The sequence below is a fragment of the Paenibacillus sp. LT-B23 genome (assembly GCF_059417685.1).
This window is the reverse complement of sequence record NZ_JBSQBM010000013.1, coordinates 131,514-148,482: the sequence shown is the minus strand read 5'-3', so window position 1 is coordinate 148,482 and position 16,969 is coordinate 131,514. Positions and strand designations below refer to the sequence as shown.

The window sequence follows — 16,969 nt, the reverse complement described above, 5'->3', positions numbered from 1 at the left end:
CTCCATGGACGTCCTTCTTCTTAGATTTCCGTTTGTTCCTCGTCTTCGTCATTCTCAATATAGCTGGAGATGACTGACCATAGCTCGTCCTTACCCATGCCTTCTTCAGATGAAAAGGGGATAAACAACCCCCCTGGAAGTATTCCGAGTTCCTGCTTGATTACTTTATAATGCTTTTCTCGCCGTGTTTTTGGGATTTTATCTGCCTTCGTGCCTACAACGCATACCGGAAGCCCATGATGGCGCAGCCAGTCATGCATCATAATATCATCCTTGGACGGCGGATGGCGCAAATCGACCATTTGAAGCACCAGCTTGAGCGGCTCCCGTTCCAGCAAATACGACTCAATCATTTGTCCCCAGGCTTTGCGAGACGTTTTCGATACCTTTGCGTAGCCATAACCCGGAAAATCGACGAAATAGAGATCATCATTAATCCGGTAATAATTGAGTTGCTGTGTTTTCCCCGGCGTAGAGCTGGTGCGCGCCAAGTTTTTACGACTAATCAACCGATTAATCAGTGACGACTTCCCTACATTGGAACGCCCTGCCAGAGCAATCTCCGGCAAAGCGTCCACAGGGAACTGATCGGGGCCAACCGCGCTAATAATAAATTCTGCTTTTGTTACTTTCATCGTGTCCTTAATTCCTCTCTAATGTACCCTTGCCTGCTCAACCAAAGCATGCTTTAGCACCTGATCCATATGGGCAACGGGAACAAATTCAACATCCTGCCTGATACTGTCGGGAATATCCTTTAAATCCCGTTCATTATCCTTGGGAAGCAGAATTTTTTTATAGCCTGCCCGGTGGGCTGCCAGCGACTTCTCTTTTAATCCACCAATCGGCAGCACGCGGCCACGCAGAGTAATTTCCCCCGTCATAGCCACATCCTTGGATACATGACGGTTGGTCAGAGCTGAAATCAACGCTGTAGCAATGGTAATTCCCGCCGATGGTCCATCCTTAGGAATCGCTCCCTCCGGAATGTGGATATGAATATCATTTTTCTCATAAAAGTCCGTATCAATGCCCAACTCAACCGCTTTGGAGCGAGTGTAGCTAAATGCGGCCTGCGCGGATTCCTTCATAACGTCTCCCAGCTTACCTGTAAGAATCAGCTTACCGCTACCGGGTACGACCGTCACTTCAATCATCAGCGTTTCACCGCCAACCTCTGTCCACGCCAAGCCTGTAACCGTACCAATCTGGTCTTCCAGTTCCGCTACACCGTAACGGAATTTGGCGACGCCTAAATAATCTTTCAGATTGTCCGGTGTAATTTGAATCGGGCCTTCTCCACCGGATACCACCGACTTCGCAGCCTTTCGGCACAGAGAAGCCATTTGCTGTTCGAGATTCCGCACCCCGGATTCACGGGTATATTCACGGATAACATGCAGCAGCGTATCCTCCCCGATGTCCAGTTGCTCCTCTTCCAAGCCGTGCTCTCTCTTCTGCTTGGGCAGTAGATAACGATTGGCGATTTCGAGCTTCTCCAGCTCAGTGTAACCCGGAATGTACAATGTCTCCATCCGGTCCATCAGCGGACGCGGAATATTATGCGCGGCATTGGCTGTCGTCACGAACATCACATTGGACAAGTCAAAAGGCAGCTCGACAAAATGGTCACTGAACGTATTGTTCTGTTCGGGATCAAGCACCTCCAGCAGTGCCGCCGAAGGATCACCACGAAAATCCGAAGCCATTTTATCAATCTCATCTAGCAAAAAGACTGGATTAGACGTTCCAGCCGTCTTCATTCCCTGAATGATGCGACCTGGCATCGCGCCTACATAAGTCCGGCGATGACCACGAATTTCCGCTTCATCCCGCACGCCCCCAAGCGAGATGCGGACAAATTCTTTCCCCATGGACTTCGCGATGGAACGAGCCAATGAGGTCTTGCCCACCCCCGGTGGACCTACGAGACACAGAATTGGCCCCTTAATGGTCTTCACCAGCTTGCGTACAGCCAGATACTCCAGCACCCGTTCCTTTGGCTTATCCAGTCCATAGTGGTCATCATTCAGTACCTCTTCAGCCTTGACGATATCCAGGTCATCATCCGTAAATTTGTTCCATGGCAGACTTAACAGCCAATCGACGTAATTACGGATAACCCCGCCCTCGGCAGAGCTTGCAGGCATCTTCTCCAGACGGTCGATTTCCTTCTCGACCTTCTCCTTCACAGGAGCGGGCAGCTCCAGCTCACTTAACTGATTGCGCAGCTCTTCTACTTCTCCTGCGCGACCTTCCTTCTCGCCAAGCTCTTTCTGGATCGCCTTCATTTGCTCACGCAGGTAATACTCCTTCTGCGTTTTCTCCATCTGTTTCTTCACGCGCTGGTTAATTTTACGTTCCAGCTCCAGTACCTCACGCTCGTTATTCAAAATATCCAGAAGCTTCTCCAGACGTTGAGTTACGTCGATCGTCTCCAGAATATCCTGCTTTTCCTTAATTTTGAGCGTCAGATGGCTTGTAATCACGTCAGCCAGCCGTCCGGGCTCCTCAATGTCGGATACCGCAGCGAGAGTTTCGGGGGTTACCTTTTTGGACAAGTTGATATAATGCTCGAACTGGGTCAAAACAGTGCGCATGAGCGCATCCGTCTCGGGATGCACGTTTTCTGCCTCATGCAGCTCCTTCGCCAGTACCTCGTAATATTCCTCATTGTCCGTATATTGAATAATCTCGGCACGTTCCAGCCCTTCCACCAGCACCCGAATCGTTCCGTTGGGAAGCTTGAGCATCTGGCGTACTTTGGCTACCGTGCCGACTCGAAAAATATCCTCTTGTGCGGGTTCTTCAATATTCACTTCTGATTGAGAACACAGGAGAATCAAATTATCTTCAACCATCGCTTTTTCCAAAGCCTTGACCGATTTTTCCCGGCCCACATCGAGATGCAGAACCATGCTCGGGTAGACCAGAAGTCCTCTTAAAGGCAGCAAAGGAAAACGACGACCTTTTGTCTTGTTGGGTCCCATCGCTTTCGCACCTCCAGTGATTCTCAGGTTCCGGATTTTACAATCCTTCACGTTGTTATCTTTCATATTTTATCAAATGTTTTATGAAAAAACCAATGAAAGGGTAGTTCATTAGCAAGATCCTGTGTCCGATATCGTCCCGTTATGCGTCCCATCGGCCTGCAACAGGGAAGATTGGGATGGGCGAAAAGTCTCAATTGGCGTGTGTACAGGTAAATCTGACGTCAATTCCTCTCCAAATACGTGCCGGAATACTTCCGTAACCGACTGCACCGGAATGACTTTCAAGCCTTCAATGCTGTCAAAAAGAGACTGCCAGTTGTCCTGCGGAATGATCACCTTTTTAGCTCCTGCCTGAAAAGCAGCCTCAACCTTGGCTAATACGCCGCCAATCGGTTTAACACGCCCGTGAATGCTAACCTCTCCGGTCATCGCAATTTCGTGATCCACCGGAATTCCCCGCATTGCGGAAGCAATAGCTGTTGCCATCGCAATACCTGCCGACGGGCCATCTACTGGTGTTCCTCCGGGGAAATTAATATGCAAATCGTAATTCGACGGCGATAAACCGAGTGTACGCAAAACGGTCAACACATTTTCCACAGAGCCTTTGGCCATACTTTTACGCCGTAGCGTACGGGAGCCACCGCCAATCTCTTCCTCATCAACTACACCCGTAATATTATAGGTTCCCTTTCCCGCAGGAACCGGAACTGCTGTAACCTCAATCTCCAGCAGCATACCCATATTCGGGCCATATACGGCCAAACCGTTAACAAATCCGATTTGTGGAAGACCCGGTATTTTCCGGTCAGGACGCGGTTGAATTTGGCTGCTGCCTGCTACCCATTCCACATCCGAGGCGTTTAGACGTTCCCGTTTCTCCGTAAGTGCCAATCCAGCAGCAAGCTGAATCATATTGACGGCCTCCCGGCCATTTGTGGCGTAACGCTGTACAACTTCAACCGCCTCCGGGCAAGGACCAAAGCCCAGCTTGTGGACGGCATCCTCAGCAATACGAGCAATTTCCTGCGGCTGGAGAGCACGGAAATAAATTTCCATGCACCGGGAACGAATGGCAGGCGGCAGCTCATGCGGCGAACGGGTCGTCGCACCTACCAAACGGAAATCGGCAGGCAAACCATTTTGAAAAATATCATGGATATAAGCAGGAGTATTCGAATCCTCCGAGTTGTAGTATGCGCTCTCCAAAAATACTTTACGATCCTCCAATACTTTCAACAGCTTATTCATCTGTGTAGGGTGCAGCTCGCCAATTTCATCAATGAACAGCATGCCACCATGTGCCTTCGTTACAGCTCCGGGCTTGGGCTGCGGAATACCCGCCACCCCCATCGCTCCAGCACCCTGATAAATCGGATCATGCACCGAACCAATCAACGGGTCTGCAATACCCCGCTCGTCAAAACGGGCAGTCGTCGCATCAATCTCCGTGAATTTGGCGTCTCCCTTGAACGGGGAGGACAGGTTTTTCTTGGCCTCTTCCAGCACCACGCGCGCAGCAGCCGTCTTGCCCACTCCTGGTGGGCCATAAATAATAACATGCTGTGGATTCGCACTGCATAACGCTGCTTTGAGCGCTCGCAATCCGTCCTTCTGACCGACAATATCCTGTAATGTGGCAGGACGAGTGCGTTCAGCCAGCGGTTTGGTTAATGAAATGGAGCGCAGTTTGCGCAGCTTATCCAGTTCCTTGCGGGATTCCCGGTCCACTGCGCTGCGGTTCGTCTTTTGGCTCCGCAAAAGGTTCCAGAAATACAGACCGATGACAATCCCAAAAAACATTTGCACCAACAACAAAATCATAGTAAAGTCCATCGTATTTCCTCCGTTTCTCATCTCAGCATTTTGAAAAATGCTGCTAAAATGCCGTCTATGAAAAACAGTATTTCCTTTTCCCCAATAGCTAAACGGCAGTCTTCCAAAAGATCAGAGAGAAAATAAAAAAACACCGCGAAGAACAGTTCTGTAGCAGAGCTGCCCTCCACGGCGTTTAAATGATGGCAATAGAATATGATTATGCCTCTTTATGGGAATCGATTTTGCCTATACCTTCTCGGCTGTATGACGTTCCTCGCGACCCGGAATTTTACCCGTCTCTTCATACGCCTTGACGATGATGTCAATTTCTTTTTTCAATTCGTCAACCATGTCAGCCTCAGGAACTTTGCGAATCATTTTTCCGTAACGGAACAGAAGTCCTTCCCCTCGCGCTCCGGCAATACCGATATCGGCTTCCTTGGCTTCCCCCGGGCCGTTCACCGCGCAACCCAGTACCGACACTTTAATCGGCACCTTGAGTTTTGCAATATAATCTTCGACTTCGTTGGCAATTGAGAACAGATCAATATCCAGACGTCCACAAGTCGGACAGGAAATCAAAGTCGCAGCATTCGTGATCAGCCCAAAGGTTTTGAGCAGTTCCCGCGCAACCTTCACTTCTTCCACTGGATCGGCACTCAGCGAAATACGCATGGTCGAGCCAATGCCCGCTGCCAGCAAGGCACCCATTCCCGCTGCACTCTTAACGGTTCCGGTAAAGAGGGTACCCGCTTCGGTAATACCCAGGTGTAGCGGATATTTGATGATTTCGGCTGCCTTCGTATAAGCAGCAATCGCCATAGGCACATCAGAGGCTTTCAGCGACACGATAATATCGTGAAAATCAAGCTCTTCCAGTATACCGATATGATACAGTGCACTTTCTACCATCGCTTCCGGCGTAGGATAGCCGTACTTATCCAGCAAATGCTGTTCCAACGACCCGGCATTCACACCAATCCGAATCGGAATTCCCTTTTCCTTGCATGCCTCAACGACAGCTTCCACTTTTTCACGACGACCAATGTTGCCGGGATTGATACGAACCTTGTCAATTCCGTTTTCAATCGCCAGCAGAGCCAGCTTGTGGTTAAAGTGAATATCCGCTACGAGCGGAATATGGATCTGTTTTTTGATTTCCTTAATGGCTGCGGCTGCTTCCTCATTGTTGACAGTGACCCGTACAAGTTGGCAACCCGCCTCTTCCAAACGGAGAATTTCAGCGACGGTAGCTTCCACATCTGCTGTTTTGGTCGTACACATGCTTTGGATGATGACTTCATTGCTGCCGCCAATCGTCAGATTCCCGACTTTAACGGGACGTGTGTCTTGTCTTAAGAACATGTACTTTTCTCTCCCATTAACACCAAACCTCCACCCCATAAAACCTCATATGGGTTTAGTGAAGTGGAGATCCGGCTTCTCATGTTTTAGAGATCGCGAAGTATCAATCCTTAGGCGCTCTCTTCTTGTTTTTTATCCTTATCTGTACCACCGAGTTCCGGTGCGATTTTATCTTTTACAACTTGCTCATTGATGACGCAAGTCGTGATATCATCACGGGAAGGAACCTCATACATCACATCCAGCATAATGCCCTCAATGATCGCACGAAGACCACGGGCACCCGTGTTACGCTTGATGGCTTCACGGGCAATGGCTTCCAGAGCATCTTGCTTAAACTCCAAAGTAACATTATCCAGTTCAAGCATCTTCTGATACTGCTTGACTAACGCATTTTTCGGCTCAGACAAAATACGAACCAATGTGTTCTCATCAAGCGGCTCCAGCGTAGAAATAACCGGCAAACGTCCTACAAACTCCGGAATCAGACCGAATTTCAAAAGATCCTCAGGCAATACCATAGAAGTATATTCACCCGGTTTCAAATCCTTTTGATCTGTAGTCGCATTAAAACCGATGACTTTCTTGCCAACACGACGTTTGATCATTTGCTCCAGACCGTCAAAGGCACCGCCGCAAATGAACAGGATGTTCGTGGTATCAATTTGAATGAACTCTTGATGAGGATGCTTACGACCACCTTGTGGAGGTACAGAAGCAACCGTGCCTTCCAAAATTTTAAGCAATGCCTGCTGTACACCTTCACCCGATACATCACGTGTAATGGATGGGTTTTCGGATTTGCGGGCTACTTTATCAATTTCGTCGATGTAGATAATGCCACGTTCAGCTTTTTCCACATCATAATCGGCAGCTTGAATCAATTTCAGCAAAATGTTTTCAACGTCTTCGCCCACATAACCCGCTTCCGTAAGGGAAGTAGCATCTGCGATGGCAAAAGGAACGTTCAAAATTTTAGCCATGGTTTGCGCAAGCAACGTTTTACCTGAACCTGTAGGTCCAAGCATCAAAATGTTACTTTTTTGCAGTTCCACATCATCAATTTTGTTTTGCGTATTAATACGTTTGTAATGGTTATACACCGCTACGGACAATGATTTTTTCGCTTGATCCTGACCAATTACATATTGATCGAGAATGTCACGGATTTGCATTGGCTTCGGAATGTCTTTCAGATCTACTTCTTCCTCATGACCCAGTTCCTCTTCCACGATTTCCGTGCACAACTCAATGCATTCGTCACATATATATACGCCTGGTCCGGCAACTAGCTTGCGAACCTGATCCTGAGATTTACCGCAGAAGGAACATTTCAGTTGTCCTTTTTCATCATTAAATTTAAACATAGAGCCACCCCTTTACAGATTAATCGGTCTAGACAGCACCTGGTCAATGATACCGTATGCTTTTGCCTCTTCCGCTTCCATGAAGAAATCCCGGTCAGTATCACGTTCGATTTTTTCGAGGGGCTGACCCGTACGCTCTACATAGATTTGATTCAGCTTGGCACGCGTTTTGATAATCCAGTCCGCATGGATCAGCATATCGGAGGCTTGCCCCTGAATGCCACCTAACGGCTGATGGATCATGACTTCGCTGTTGGTAAGCGCATATCTCTTGCCTGGAGCACCTGCTGTGAGCAGCAAAGAGCCCATACTTGCAGCCATGCCTACACAGATTGTCGATACATCCGGCTTAATGAATTGCATTGTATCATATATACCCATGCCGGCAGTTACAGAACCGCCCGGCGAGTTAATGTACAAATTAATGTCCTTCTCCGGATCTTCCGCAGAAAGGAACAATAGCTGTGCAATGACGAGATTGGCGACATCGTCATCAATCGGGCCACTCAGGAAAATGATGCGATCCTTAAGCAACCGCGAGTAAATATCGTAAGATCGTTCTCCTCGATTCGTTTGTTCCACAACCATAGGGACGAGACTCATCACGACCAACCTCTTTTCTTTATTAAAATGAACACCAGTATTCATCCACTTCCTTAAGTCCCATTAAAACGGAAGCAGCAAGCATGAAACGGGAACACCTTACAAAATATTTTAACATGTTCAGAGTCTCGTGTCATATTTGCATCCGCTCATATATGCAGTGCGGGGCTGTTATACAACGTACTTAGCCGAGACCTTCTCATATTTAACCATGTTTCGTATGTATGTGCAAATGTACAGCAGTGACTTATGTACAACAATAAAGCGCAACTCACATCATTTTCCATAAACGACTAAAATATGGATTGCCCAAGGTAAAAATAAGGCACGTAACTTTCACTACGTGCCTTATCCCTATCTAATTGCTACGTTGCAGCCTGTTCAGCATACCCCGTATATTTTATCGTTTGAATTACTCGGCAGCTTCAGCTGGCGCTTCAACTTCTTTGCTGTTTTCCAACAACAAAGCGATCGTTTTGCGCAGTGAAATTTCTTCTTTCAGGTTTGCGAACGAGCCGTTACCTTCCAGAATACCACGAATTTCTTCAACCGAACGTTTGTAAGCTTCAGCCATGTTTTTCAGCTCTTCATCAATTTCCGCTTCGGAAACTTCGATGTTTTCCGCTTTTGCCACATGCTCCAGCACGAGGTTGTTGCGTACACGCTTCTCAGCATCCACTTTCATTTGCGCTTCCAGATCTTCCTGGCTTTGGCCGGAGAATCCGAGGAACATTTCAAGATTCATGCCTTGGCTGCGCAGACGGTTGTCGAAATCGCGAACCATGTTTTGCACTTCACTTTTGATCATGGCTTCAGGAATGTCGATTGTTGCGTTCTCAGCAACTTTCTCCACTACCGCACCCTCACGGGCAGCTTTAGCTTCGTTTTCCTTACGCTCCAGCAGTTGCTTTTTCAAGTCTTCCTTGAATTCAGCCAGTGTGTCAAATTCGCTTACGTCTTTAGCAAATTCATCATCCAGCTCAGGAAGAACTTTGCGTTTCAGTTCATGAACTTTCACTTTGAAGACTGCTTGTTTGCCAGCGAGATCAGCCGAATGGTAGTTCTCAGGGAACGTTACTTCAACGTCCTTGGAATCGCCTGTGTGCAAACCGATCACTTGCTCTTCAAAGCCAGGAATGAACGTATTGGAGCCTAGCTCCAGAGAATACTTCTCAGCTTGTCCGCCTTCGAATGGAACGCCATCCACGGAACCGTCAAAGTCGATAATAGCCGTATCGCCGGATTGTGCAGCATCTTCATCAACGACAACCAGCTCGGCATGACGTTGTTGCAAACGCTCCAGCTCTTGAGCCAGCTCTTCGTCAGTTACTTCGAGTTTGCTTACAGGCACTTCTACACCTTTGTACTCACCCAAAGTCACTTCAGGCTTAACAGTAACCTTGGCTTTGAATTTGAAAGATTCGCCTTTAGCGAATTGATCAATTTCAACGTCAGGGCTGTCTACCGGGAAAATATCCGTTTTTTCTACAGCTTGGCTGTAGGCTTCTGGCAGCAGGAAGTCAATTGCATCCTGATACAAGCTTTCAATACCATAACGCTTTTCAAAAATAGGACGTGGTACTTTACCTTTACGGAATCCTGGTACACTTACTTGTTTAGCCACTTTATTAAAAGCTTTGTCGAGTGCAGCGGCTACACGATCCGCGTCAACCTCAACTTCAAGAACCCCAAGGTTCTTCTCTATTTTCTCCCAAGTTGCTTTCATTTTATGCTTTCCCCTCCAACAAAATCTTCACTTAGTTTTCATACGATCAACGCACACAAAATAACCACTATAGTATATCTAACATTACTATCTTTTTCAAGGGCAGCCCCTTGAATGCTTCACAAGTAACCGTTTCCGGCCGTTATGGAGTGTTCATTCCCGCCGCTACGAATAGACGCATTGACCGATATACCTGCTCAAAACGGAAGCGCAACGCATCGGTAATGCCATATATAGCACGGGTTTCTTCCTCATCCTTGTTGCCGCTCAGACTCTCCGATACCGTCTGATGGAGTGCTGCCGCCCAAATATCCGGCATCCCGTCCTCCTCCACCAACATTGACCTGTAATCTTTCGTACCGTACACAGCCATCACAAACTGCGACCATAGCTCCTGCGCAAAATAGAACAGCGTAGGCTCATGCACTTCAGTCTGATCGGCCACCCGCTCCAGAATACGCATAATCGGTTCAGGAAATTCATCCGGCCGCAACGGAATAGACTCAATCTCTATTTCTGCCTTCTCATCTCCCCGGCTGATTTCGATCGTCCCTTCCATTCCGCGTCGTCGTAGTGTCTGCAAAACACGGAATTGAAGCAGAGGGTGGATTTCCCGTTCCTTAATCCAGTTAAGCAGCGCATCGTCGATTTCCGGCAGATCCAGATAAGACAGTTGTTCCAGCGCTAAAATCGTCTGTTCCGACAACGGTTCATCCATAGCCATACGTAGTAACTTGTTGCCGTAGCCTGCATCCTGCTCCTGCTTGAAGCGCGCATTTCGGCGGGCCAGCTCTGCTTCACTGACCTCATCTTCTTCCGCAGCGTCCGTTTCCGCCCCTCTGTCGGCATATTGTGGAAATGCGGCTTCCAGCCATTGTAAAAGGGCATCCCACTCTTCGTATTGCTTCTGTTCCTGTCCCTGACATTGCATCAAAAAACGCAGCATCGCCATCGCCTCTCCGTAACGTTCGTTTTCAAGCATTACAGTGAGTTGAATTTGATAGTAATCCAGTGTCTTCGGAAACAAAACAATATTATTTTCTTTTGTCGTCACCTTGGAGTCCTTTATTAAAGGCACCCCCTCTCCACTGCAAGCTAAAGTATTTGTAGATTATATGAGAAACAGCGGCCGAAGTCCAACCTCTCGTCTTCCACATATTCACCTGTATTCTAACATACCCTTTTATGAGGCAAAAAAAACGATAGCTACTTTGATTTTTATGCTAAAGAAAGCCTGAATACCGGATATATGCGAAATAAAGCTTGAATCTTTTTTATCCATGTGATATATTAATCTTCGCTTGAATTTTATGTCCCAGTAGCTCAGCTGGATAGAGCAACGGCCTTCTAAGCCGTCGGTCGGGGGTTCGAATCCCTCCTGGGACGTTATCGTGAGAAGCTTCCGTAAGGGAGCTTTTTTTCGTTTCACAACCCTCGCACAAAAAAATATATTCTATTCTAATGTAGAAAAGTTCGTATCCATTCAAAAAAACGCTGAGAATGCTATCATCTAATGTTAAATATTTTCCGACGAGCATGAACTGACGAAGTGCCACAGAAATAAAGCAGTATGCTTACATGTTTGGTACGGCAAGGGAGAATTAATAAATGAAAATCATATCTTGGAATGTCAATGGTTTAAGAGCTTGTGTGACCAAAGGATTTTATACCTATGTAAAAGAAACAGATGCCGATATATTTTGCGTGCAGGAAACCAAGCTTCAAGAGGGACAAATTGTCATGGAGAACATGGACGAATACACGCAGTATTGGAATTATGCCGAGAAAAAAGGATATTCTGGCACCGCTATTTTCACCAAAATCAAACCGCTTTCCGTACATTATGGCCTGGAGGAAAATGAAGAGCCGGAAGGTAGAACCATTACTCTGGAATTTGAAAAGTTCTATCTGGTCAATGTGTACACACCGAATACCAAACGGGATTTGTCCAGACTGCCTTACAGACTGGAATGGGAAGACCGATTCCGCAGCTATCTGCAACAGCTGGATACGTTGAAGCCTGTCATTGTTTGCGGCGATTTGAACGTGGCTCATCAGGAAATTGACCTGAAAAATGCGAAAGCCAACCACGGAAATGCCGGATTTACGCCTGAGGAACGTGACAGAATGTCGCAGTTGCTGAGCGCTGGGTTTATAGATACTTTTAGACACTTTTATCCCGACCGAACGGATGTTTATTCCTGGTGGTCCTACATGCCGAAGGTGAGAGAACGGAATATCGGCTGGCGAATCGACTACTTTCTCGTCTCGGACAGACTTCGCCCGTTGTTGTCAGATGCGAAGATTGATTGCCATATTACAGGCAGCGATCACTGTCCCGTTATACTAGAATTGCAGGATATTTGAGCGTAATCACTCCAGCTTCAATACCGGAGGCTTATGGAATTGGAATAGGCCGCCAAGCTGATATTACAGCAATGGCGGCCACTTTTATGATCACAAAACAAAGTGCAAATAAGAGCTACAGCCCTAGGTACACCTCAATACGCGAAACCAACCCATTTCTCACGTCCTGTGCCTCTTGTTGTTCCAACACTGATCTGTTTATGGTCTTTCTCTCTCCGCTGGCGTAATACAGTAAATACTTGGCCACCTCGCTGTCCGGCGAATAGGTATCCTTGCGCTCCACGTTGACATAAGTCACCTGACAGCTTCCGAGAAAGCAGAAAGACAACTCACCCGCATCTGTAAACAGCCAGCCCGGTAGCTTAGGCTCCAGCTTCAAGGAAAGGCCCCTATGATCATAGCCAAACGGTTTCCCGCCCGTCATCATCCATATCCACATATGAATAAATTCTGCTGTAGATTCACTCAGTCTCGCAATATATCCCGTTCCATGCAAACTCGCGTCCGGATTAGCGCTACTAGAAATAAATGAACTATTCTCCAACGTATTTCTTCCATAGATCTCAGGGTCCATAAAAGGGGGCATCGCCTTTTTCATATCAGCGAAAAATTCAGAGTAAAGTCCCGACCTTAAGCACTCCAATAAATATTTATATTCCATATGCATAAATATGGATTCATTTTCCAGCCAACCCGGCGTAAAGGCTCTGGAACGACCGAGTTCAAACGGCTGCCCCGTCAGACTTTCATTTACCTTGTACATACCCAGCTTCCCGTCATAAAGCTCGCTATGTCTGATTCGTTGGTACAGCTTCCTTCCGTCTGCAATGTCACCGATAACCTTCATAGCCCGAGTCGGTCCTTCCAGAAAATAAGGTATATCCTTGCGTTCAAAGGAATGTATATCTACGAGCTTGCTCCCGTTCTTATCGTCCTGTACTTCAAACTCTCTGGCTTCATAAAAAAAGAAGGTTGGGTATATCCCCTTTCCTATAAGCAGAGCCCTGTCCATCCCCTGTTGAAGCTTGCGTTCAGCTTGATGTAAAAAGACCACTACACTGTTAAGCGATAATAGCGTTTCTGTTCCTTCAAAGCCAAAACGAACCGCCTCTCGGTATGCCTCTCGGGCATCTGAAATCCGTGACCAGAACTGATAATCCTTACGTACATTTCCAGCCCCAGTCTCATCAGAGTCGAGATTGTACTCCTCAACTGCGGATTGGAGTTGCCCGATCAACTCAGCGACCTCTTGTGGCACTCGCAACACAGAATCTCCCGAAAGCTTCTCCTGTGCGCCAATTAAAAATCGGACGACCCGCTGTAATTCACACAGTTCACTGAAACCGGAAGCAAACAGCCCCGGGAGTCCGTTCATGGAATCATTCCACCCCGGCTTGCCCGCTTCCATCTCAATTCCCAAGCCCTCCGGGTCGAGCGTGGACAGCTTAATAGCAACCAAGGACAGAAGCTTTTCATATAAATTGGACTTGTAAATCTCGCCGCTTCCCAATCTGGTTCGCACCCAATGGACATCGCGCTCCCTTGCGCGAAGCTGTGCTTCCTTCTCCTTGCTTTCTATAACTGCCCCGTGCTGGCGAATGCGCCCATCAGACATCTGCACATATTTATTTCGCCGCGGCTGGACCCATGCTGGACTGTCATAATACATATACTCCCTGGTGGTGAGCAACAGTTCCTCCAACTTGTCCGGAAAAATATTTAGGTAGCTTTCGATCAAATCCATGTTATAAGTCCAGTGGTCGATCCAGTAGCCTTCACCAAAATCAGCCTCATAGGATTGCTGCGAATGCTTGAGAGCTTCGATCATAAACGTCTCCATGCTTTGCTTAAGCCCTATATTACAGTGAATAATATGATGAATCAGCTCTCCCGGCGTGTATGACGATTGGAAGAATGTACGCATGGAAGGATGATCGATAGCCTCTACCTGTTCCAGCAACGGTTCGACTTCCCGCACTTGAAAGCTGCATCCCTTAACAACAAGAGGATTATAACCGTCCGGCTGAATCAGGCACATGAACATTCGTATATTGAAATCTCCCACACCGGGATTAAACCAAACATCATTTCTCCGGTTCTGGTTGGCATCGCGAAAGTTGCCATTCCCCTGAGAATAGTATCCCGCCTGGAGCTTAAAGAAATTATAGTCTCTTTCCAGGTCCCCATGCTTGCGTGAAAATACATGATACACAAAGGGATGTTCCTTGCCATTGTCGAGCAACAGGGGATAACCACCGCGCAGCAGGTTGTCCAGATAGTTCTGGCGACAGTATTCGTCAAACAACGGAATCGACGTCTGCGTTGCCATAGGGTCCGTCAATCCCTCGGTAAGTGCTGCGGCTTCCTTGGCCTTCTGCTTGATATACGGCATGGTTGCAATTTCCCTAATACGTTCATTTAAAGTTTGAATAGCTTTCACATGTCCGATGACGGTGCAGTGGTTTACGGCTGTACCTGCCGCCAACCGAGCTGTATACCCGTTAAATCCGCATGGCACTTTGTTCGTCGTTACAGGATGCTGTGAAACCAGTTCTTCCACAGAGGTATGGATAAAGTGAACAGGGAAAGTCAGGGACGTATTTTCACCAAATATAATAGACGGGTCAACAATCGGACTCAATAGCCTTGTCTCACCCTCCTGTTCCACAAAGCTATACATAAAATGGCCCGCTTCAATTTGATGAACCTCACTTGTATCCGCTGTACTTCCACGCACCTTATAATAAGGAATACGGTGCTCCAGATTATATACGTCCATCCAGCTTTTCAGAGTATGTCCAAGCTCCTTATACGCCGCATTGTCAATGCCGAAAGGCAATACGGCAGGCATACCGTCCAGTACCTCAAGTTCAAGCTCCTGTTCGGAATGATTGACGATCTCCACCTTTCGCGCCATTGCAGCGTGGCTTTCATTGGGAATTGTGAAATATTGCACTCGTATCTCCAGCCCCGTGTCCGGGTCTATGCTGTGAATCTCCAGCATGTGACGAGAAATCAACATTTTTTGCCGTTCACGTTCCAATGGACGCAAAGCCGAGAAAGGTTCGATATAGTCCCACTCTCCCTGCCTTTTCACCTTTAAAAACGTTCGGAAACCGTGTATCGGCACAAGACTGTAGCTGCGGTTGGCTGGAAAAAACTCCATAATGGCTCCGTTTTTATCTTCCACACCAAAGCTTGCGATTCCTTGCCCACGGTTAACATAATAGGCCCACATCGGAATCCCCTGAACACCGGCAATACCAGGTAAAAAACTGGAAAAGGGCTTGGCTTGCGCATAATTTTCAATCACAAAACGCCCCTGATCGTCAAAATAATACTTTTGCATCGTATACCCCTTTTCTGTTAAAACCCGTTACTTGCCATCACCTGCTTAAACCATAGCGCACTTTGTTTGGGTGTCCGTTCCAACGTTTCGTAATTGATATGTACGATACCAAAGCGCTTGCTGTAGCCCCAAGCCCATTCAAAGTTATCAAGGAATGACCAGACAAAATAACCTTTGAGCTGCCCCCCCTCCCCGATAAAGCGATGACATGCCTTCAGATGCTCCTCAATATAGCGCTGACGCCCCGTATCCTCGATCCTTCCATTTACCAATTCGTCCTTCATTGCGGCTCCGTTTTCCGTTATTATAATCGGTAAGCCTTTGGTAAAATCCTTTTGAATCCGGGTCAGCAGCTTATACAAGGATTCAGGATGAATCTCCCAGCCCATATCTGTTACTGGTTCCTCTATACGAACTTGCTCCAATTGAAGAAAAGAATCATCCGTAGCCGCGCGAATGACGCTACGGGAGTAGTAGTTGATCCCCAGAAAATCTCCTGGTTGCTTCATCAGCTCCATATCACCAGGCTGTATAAAATCCAATCCGTTCAAGTGTTCCCCATACCACTTCACCATATCTTCAGGGTACTGCCCGTTAAACAATGGCTCGGCAAACCAGCGGTTAATGAAACCATCACGTCGAATGGAAGCTGCTACGTCCTCAGGCCGTTCGGAAGCTGTGTCCACATGTTCCATGTTCAGCGTAATACCAATACTGCCCGTCAAGCCCTTTTCCTTGTGCAAATTGATGGCAATGCCATGACACAACAGGACATGGTGAGCGGCAGTAAAGGCTTCGTTCCAGTTCTCATGGCCGGGAGCATGTTCACCTGTACCATAGCCCAGGATAGAGGCACAATAAGGCTCGTTCATCGTGTTCCACCAGTTTACGCGTTGTCCAAACCGATCCATTAGTAAAGAGGCATAAATTTTAAAATGCTCAGTAGTCTCACGGTTCGTCCAGCCACCCTTGTCCTCGATCCACTGCGGTAGATCCCAGTGATATAGCGTCAGCATCGGAATCAGCCCGGCCGCCTCAATCTCATCCAGCAAGTTTTCGTAGAAGAGTAACCCCTGTTCGTTAACCACACCCTCTGCAGGAATAATACGAGGCCAGGCCACAGAAAAACGGTAATGTAAAAAACCTAGCTGCTTCATCAGTTGCACGTCTTCCTTGAAGCGGTGAAAGTGATCGCAGGCTATATCTCCGTGGTCACCGCCGATCACCTTCCCCGGTATTTGACAGAAGGCATCCCAAATGGAAGGCGTCTTTCCTTCCTCAGCCATGCCCCCCTCAATTTGATACGCAGAGGTCGAGGTCCCCCATACGAAGGAGGTTGGAAATGCAAAACTTTTATCATTCATATTCGATGTCATCCTTT

The 16,969-nt window shown here is 47.4% G+C and carries 11 protein-coding genes and 1 tRNA gene; 2 read left to right on the top strand and 10 right to left on the bottom strand.

What is annotated here, in order from left to right; all coding sequences use genetic code 11:
• Window positions 1-20: 20 nt before the first annotated feature.
• The 8 genes from yihA to ACWXW9_RS17580 all read right to left on the bottom strand — a co-directional run bounded on the left by yihA (window position 21) and on the right by ACWXW9_RS17580 (window position 10,950).
• Window positions 21-635 (bottom strand): ribosome biogenesis GTP-binding protein YihA/YsxC, encoded by a 615-nt coding sequence (gene yihA / locus ACWXW9_RS17615; RefSeq protein WP_494930448.1) that lies wholly within the window; start codon window positions 633-635, stop codon window positions 21-23.
• An 18-nt stretch (window positions 636-653) separates the two neighbouring features.
• The gene (gene lon, locus ACWXW9_RS17610; RefSeq protein ID WP_494930447.1) at window positions 654-2,990 is read right to left on the bottom strand and encodes an endopeptidase La; all 2,337 of its coding nucleotides are present in this window, start codon (window positions 2,988-2,990) and stop codon (window positions 654-656) included.
• Window positions 2,991-3,101: 111 nt separating this feature from the next.
• Window positions 3,102-4,829: an ATP-dependent protease LonB gene (lonB, locus tag ACWXW9_RS17605; RefSeq protein WP_283653014.1), complete on the bottom strand. Its 1,728-nt coding sequence runs from the start codon at window positions 4,827-4,829 to the stop codon at window positions 3,102-3,104.
• 228 nt (window positions 4,830-5,057) lie between these two features.
• Complete coding sequence (gene ispG / locus ACWXW9_RS17600) at window positions 5,058-6,176, bottom strand: flavodoxin-dependent (E)-4-hydroxy-3-methylbut-2-enyl-diphosphate synthase (protein WP_494930446.1); 1,119 nt, start codon at window positions 6,174-6,176, stop codon at window positions 5,058-5,060.
• Window positions 6,177-6,286: 110 nt separating this feature from the next.
• The gene (gene clpX, locus ACWXW9_RS17595; protein WP_025684004.1) at window positions 6,287-7,543 is read right to left on the bottom strand and encodes an ATP-dependent protease ATP-binding subunit ClpX; all 1,257 of its coding nucleotides are present in this window, start codon (window positions 7,541-7,543) and stop codon (window positions 6,287-6,289) included.
• Window positions 7,544-7,555: 12 nt separating this feature from the next.
• The gene (gene clpP / locus ACWXW9_RS17590; protein ID WP_354451547.1) at window positions 7,556-8,146 is read right to left on the bottom strand and encodes an ATP-dependent Clp endopeptidase proteolytic subunit ClpP; all 591 of its coding nucleotides are present in this window, start codon (window positions 8,144-8,146) and stop codon (window positions 7,556-7,558) included.
• Window positions 8,147-8,558: 412 nt separating this feature from the next.
• On the bottom strand, window positions 8,559-9,872 hold the full coding sequence (tig, locus tag ACWXW9_RS17585) for a trigger factor (RefSeq protein WP_494930445.1): 1,314 nt from the start codon (window positions 9,870-9,872) through the stop codon (window positions 8,559-8,561).
• 142 nt (window positions 9,873-10,014) lie between these two features.
• Window positions 10,015-10,950, bottom strand: a complete 936-nt coding sequence (locus ACWXW9_RS17580; protein ID WP_192512862.1) for a hypothetical protein — start codon at window positions 10,948-10,950, stop codon at window positions 10,015-10,017.
• 234 nt (window positions 10,951-11,184) lie between these two features.
• On the opposite strand from ACWXW9_RS17580, the gene ACWXW9_RS17575 reads away from it, so the two are divergent.
• Together ACWXW9_RS17575 and ACWXW9_RS17570 are read left to right on the top strand one after the other, a co-directional pair.
• Window positions 11,185-11,258: transfer RNA gene (locus tag ACWXW9_RS17575), tRNA-Arg, on the top strand.
• A 222-nt stretch (window positions 11,259-11,480) separates the two neighbouring features.
• Entirely contained in the window at window positions 11,481-12,239 is a 759-nt protein-coding gene (locus ACWXW9_RS17570) for an exodeoxyribonuclease III (RefSeq protein WP_494930444.1), read from the top strand.
• Window positions 12,240-12,354: 115 nt separating this feature from the next.
• Here ACWXW9_RS17570 and ACWXW9_RS17565 read toward each other — a convergent pair whose 3' ends face one another.
• Both ACWXW9_RS17565 and ACWXW9_RS17560 read right to left on the bottom strand, forming a co-directional pair.
• Window positions 12,355-15,588 carry a cellobiose phosphorylase gene (locus ACWXW9_RS17565; protein ID WP_494930443.1) on the bottom strand — a complete coding sequence of 1,078 codons (3,234 nt, stop codon included), beginning with the start codon at window positions 15,586-15,588 and terminating at the stop codon, window positions 12,355-12,357.
• A gap of 17 nt (window positions 15,589-15,605) precedes the next feature.
• Complete coding sequence (locus tag ACWXW9_RS17560) at window positions 15,606-16,952, bottom strand: GH1 family beta-glucosidase (protein WP_494930442.1); 1,347 nt, start codon at window positions 16,950-16,952, stop codon at window positions 15,606-15,608.
• Window positions 16,953-16,969 lie beyond the last annotated feature (17 nt).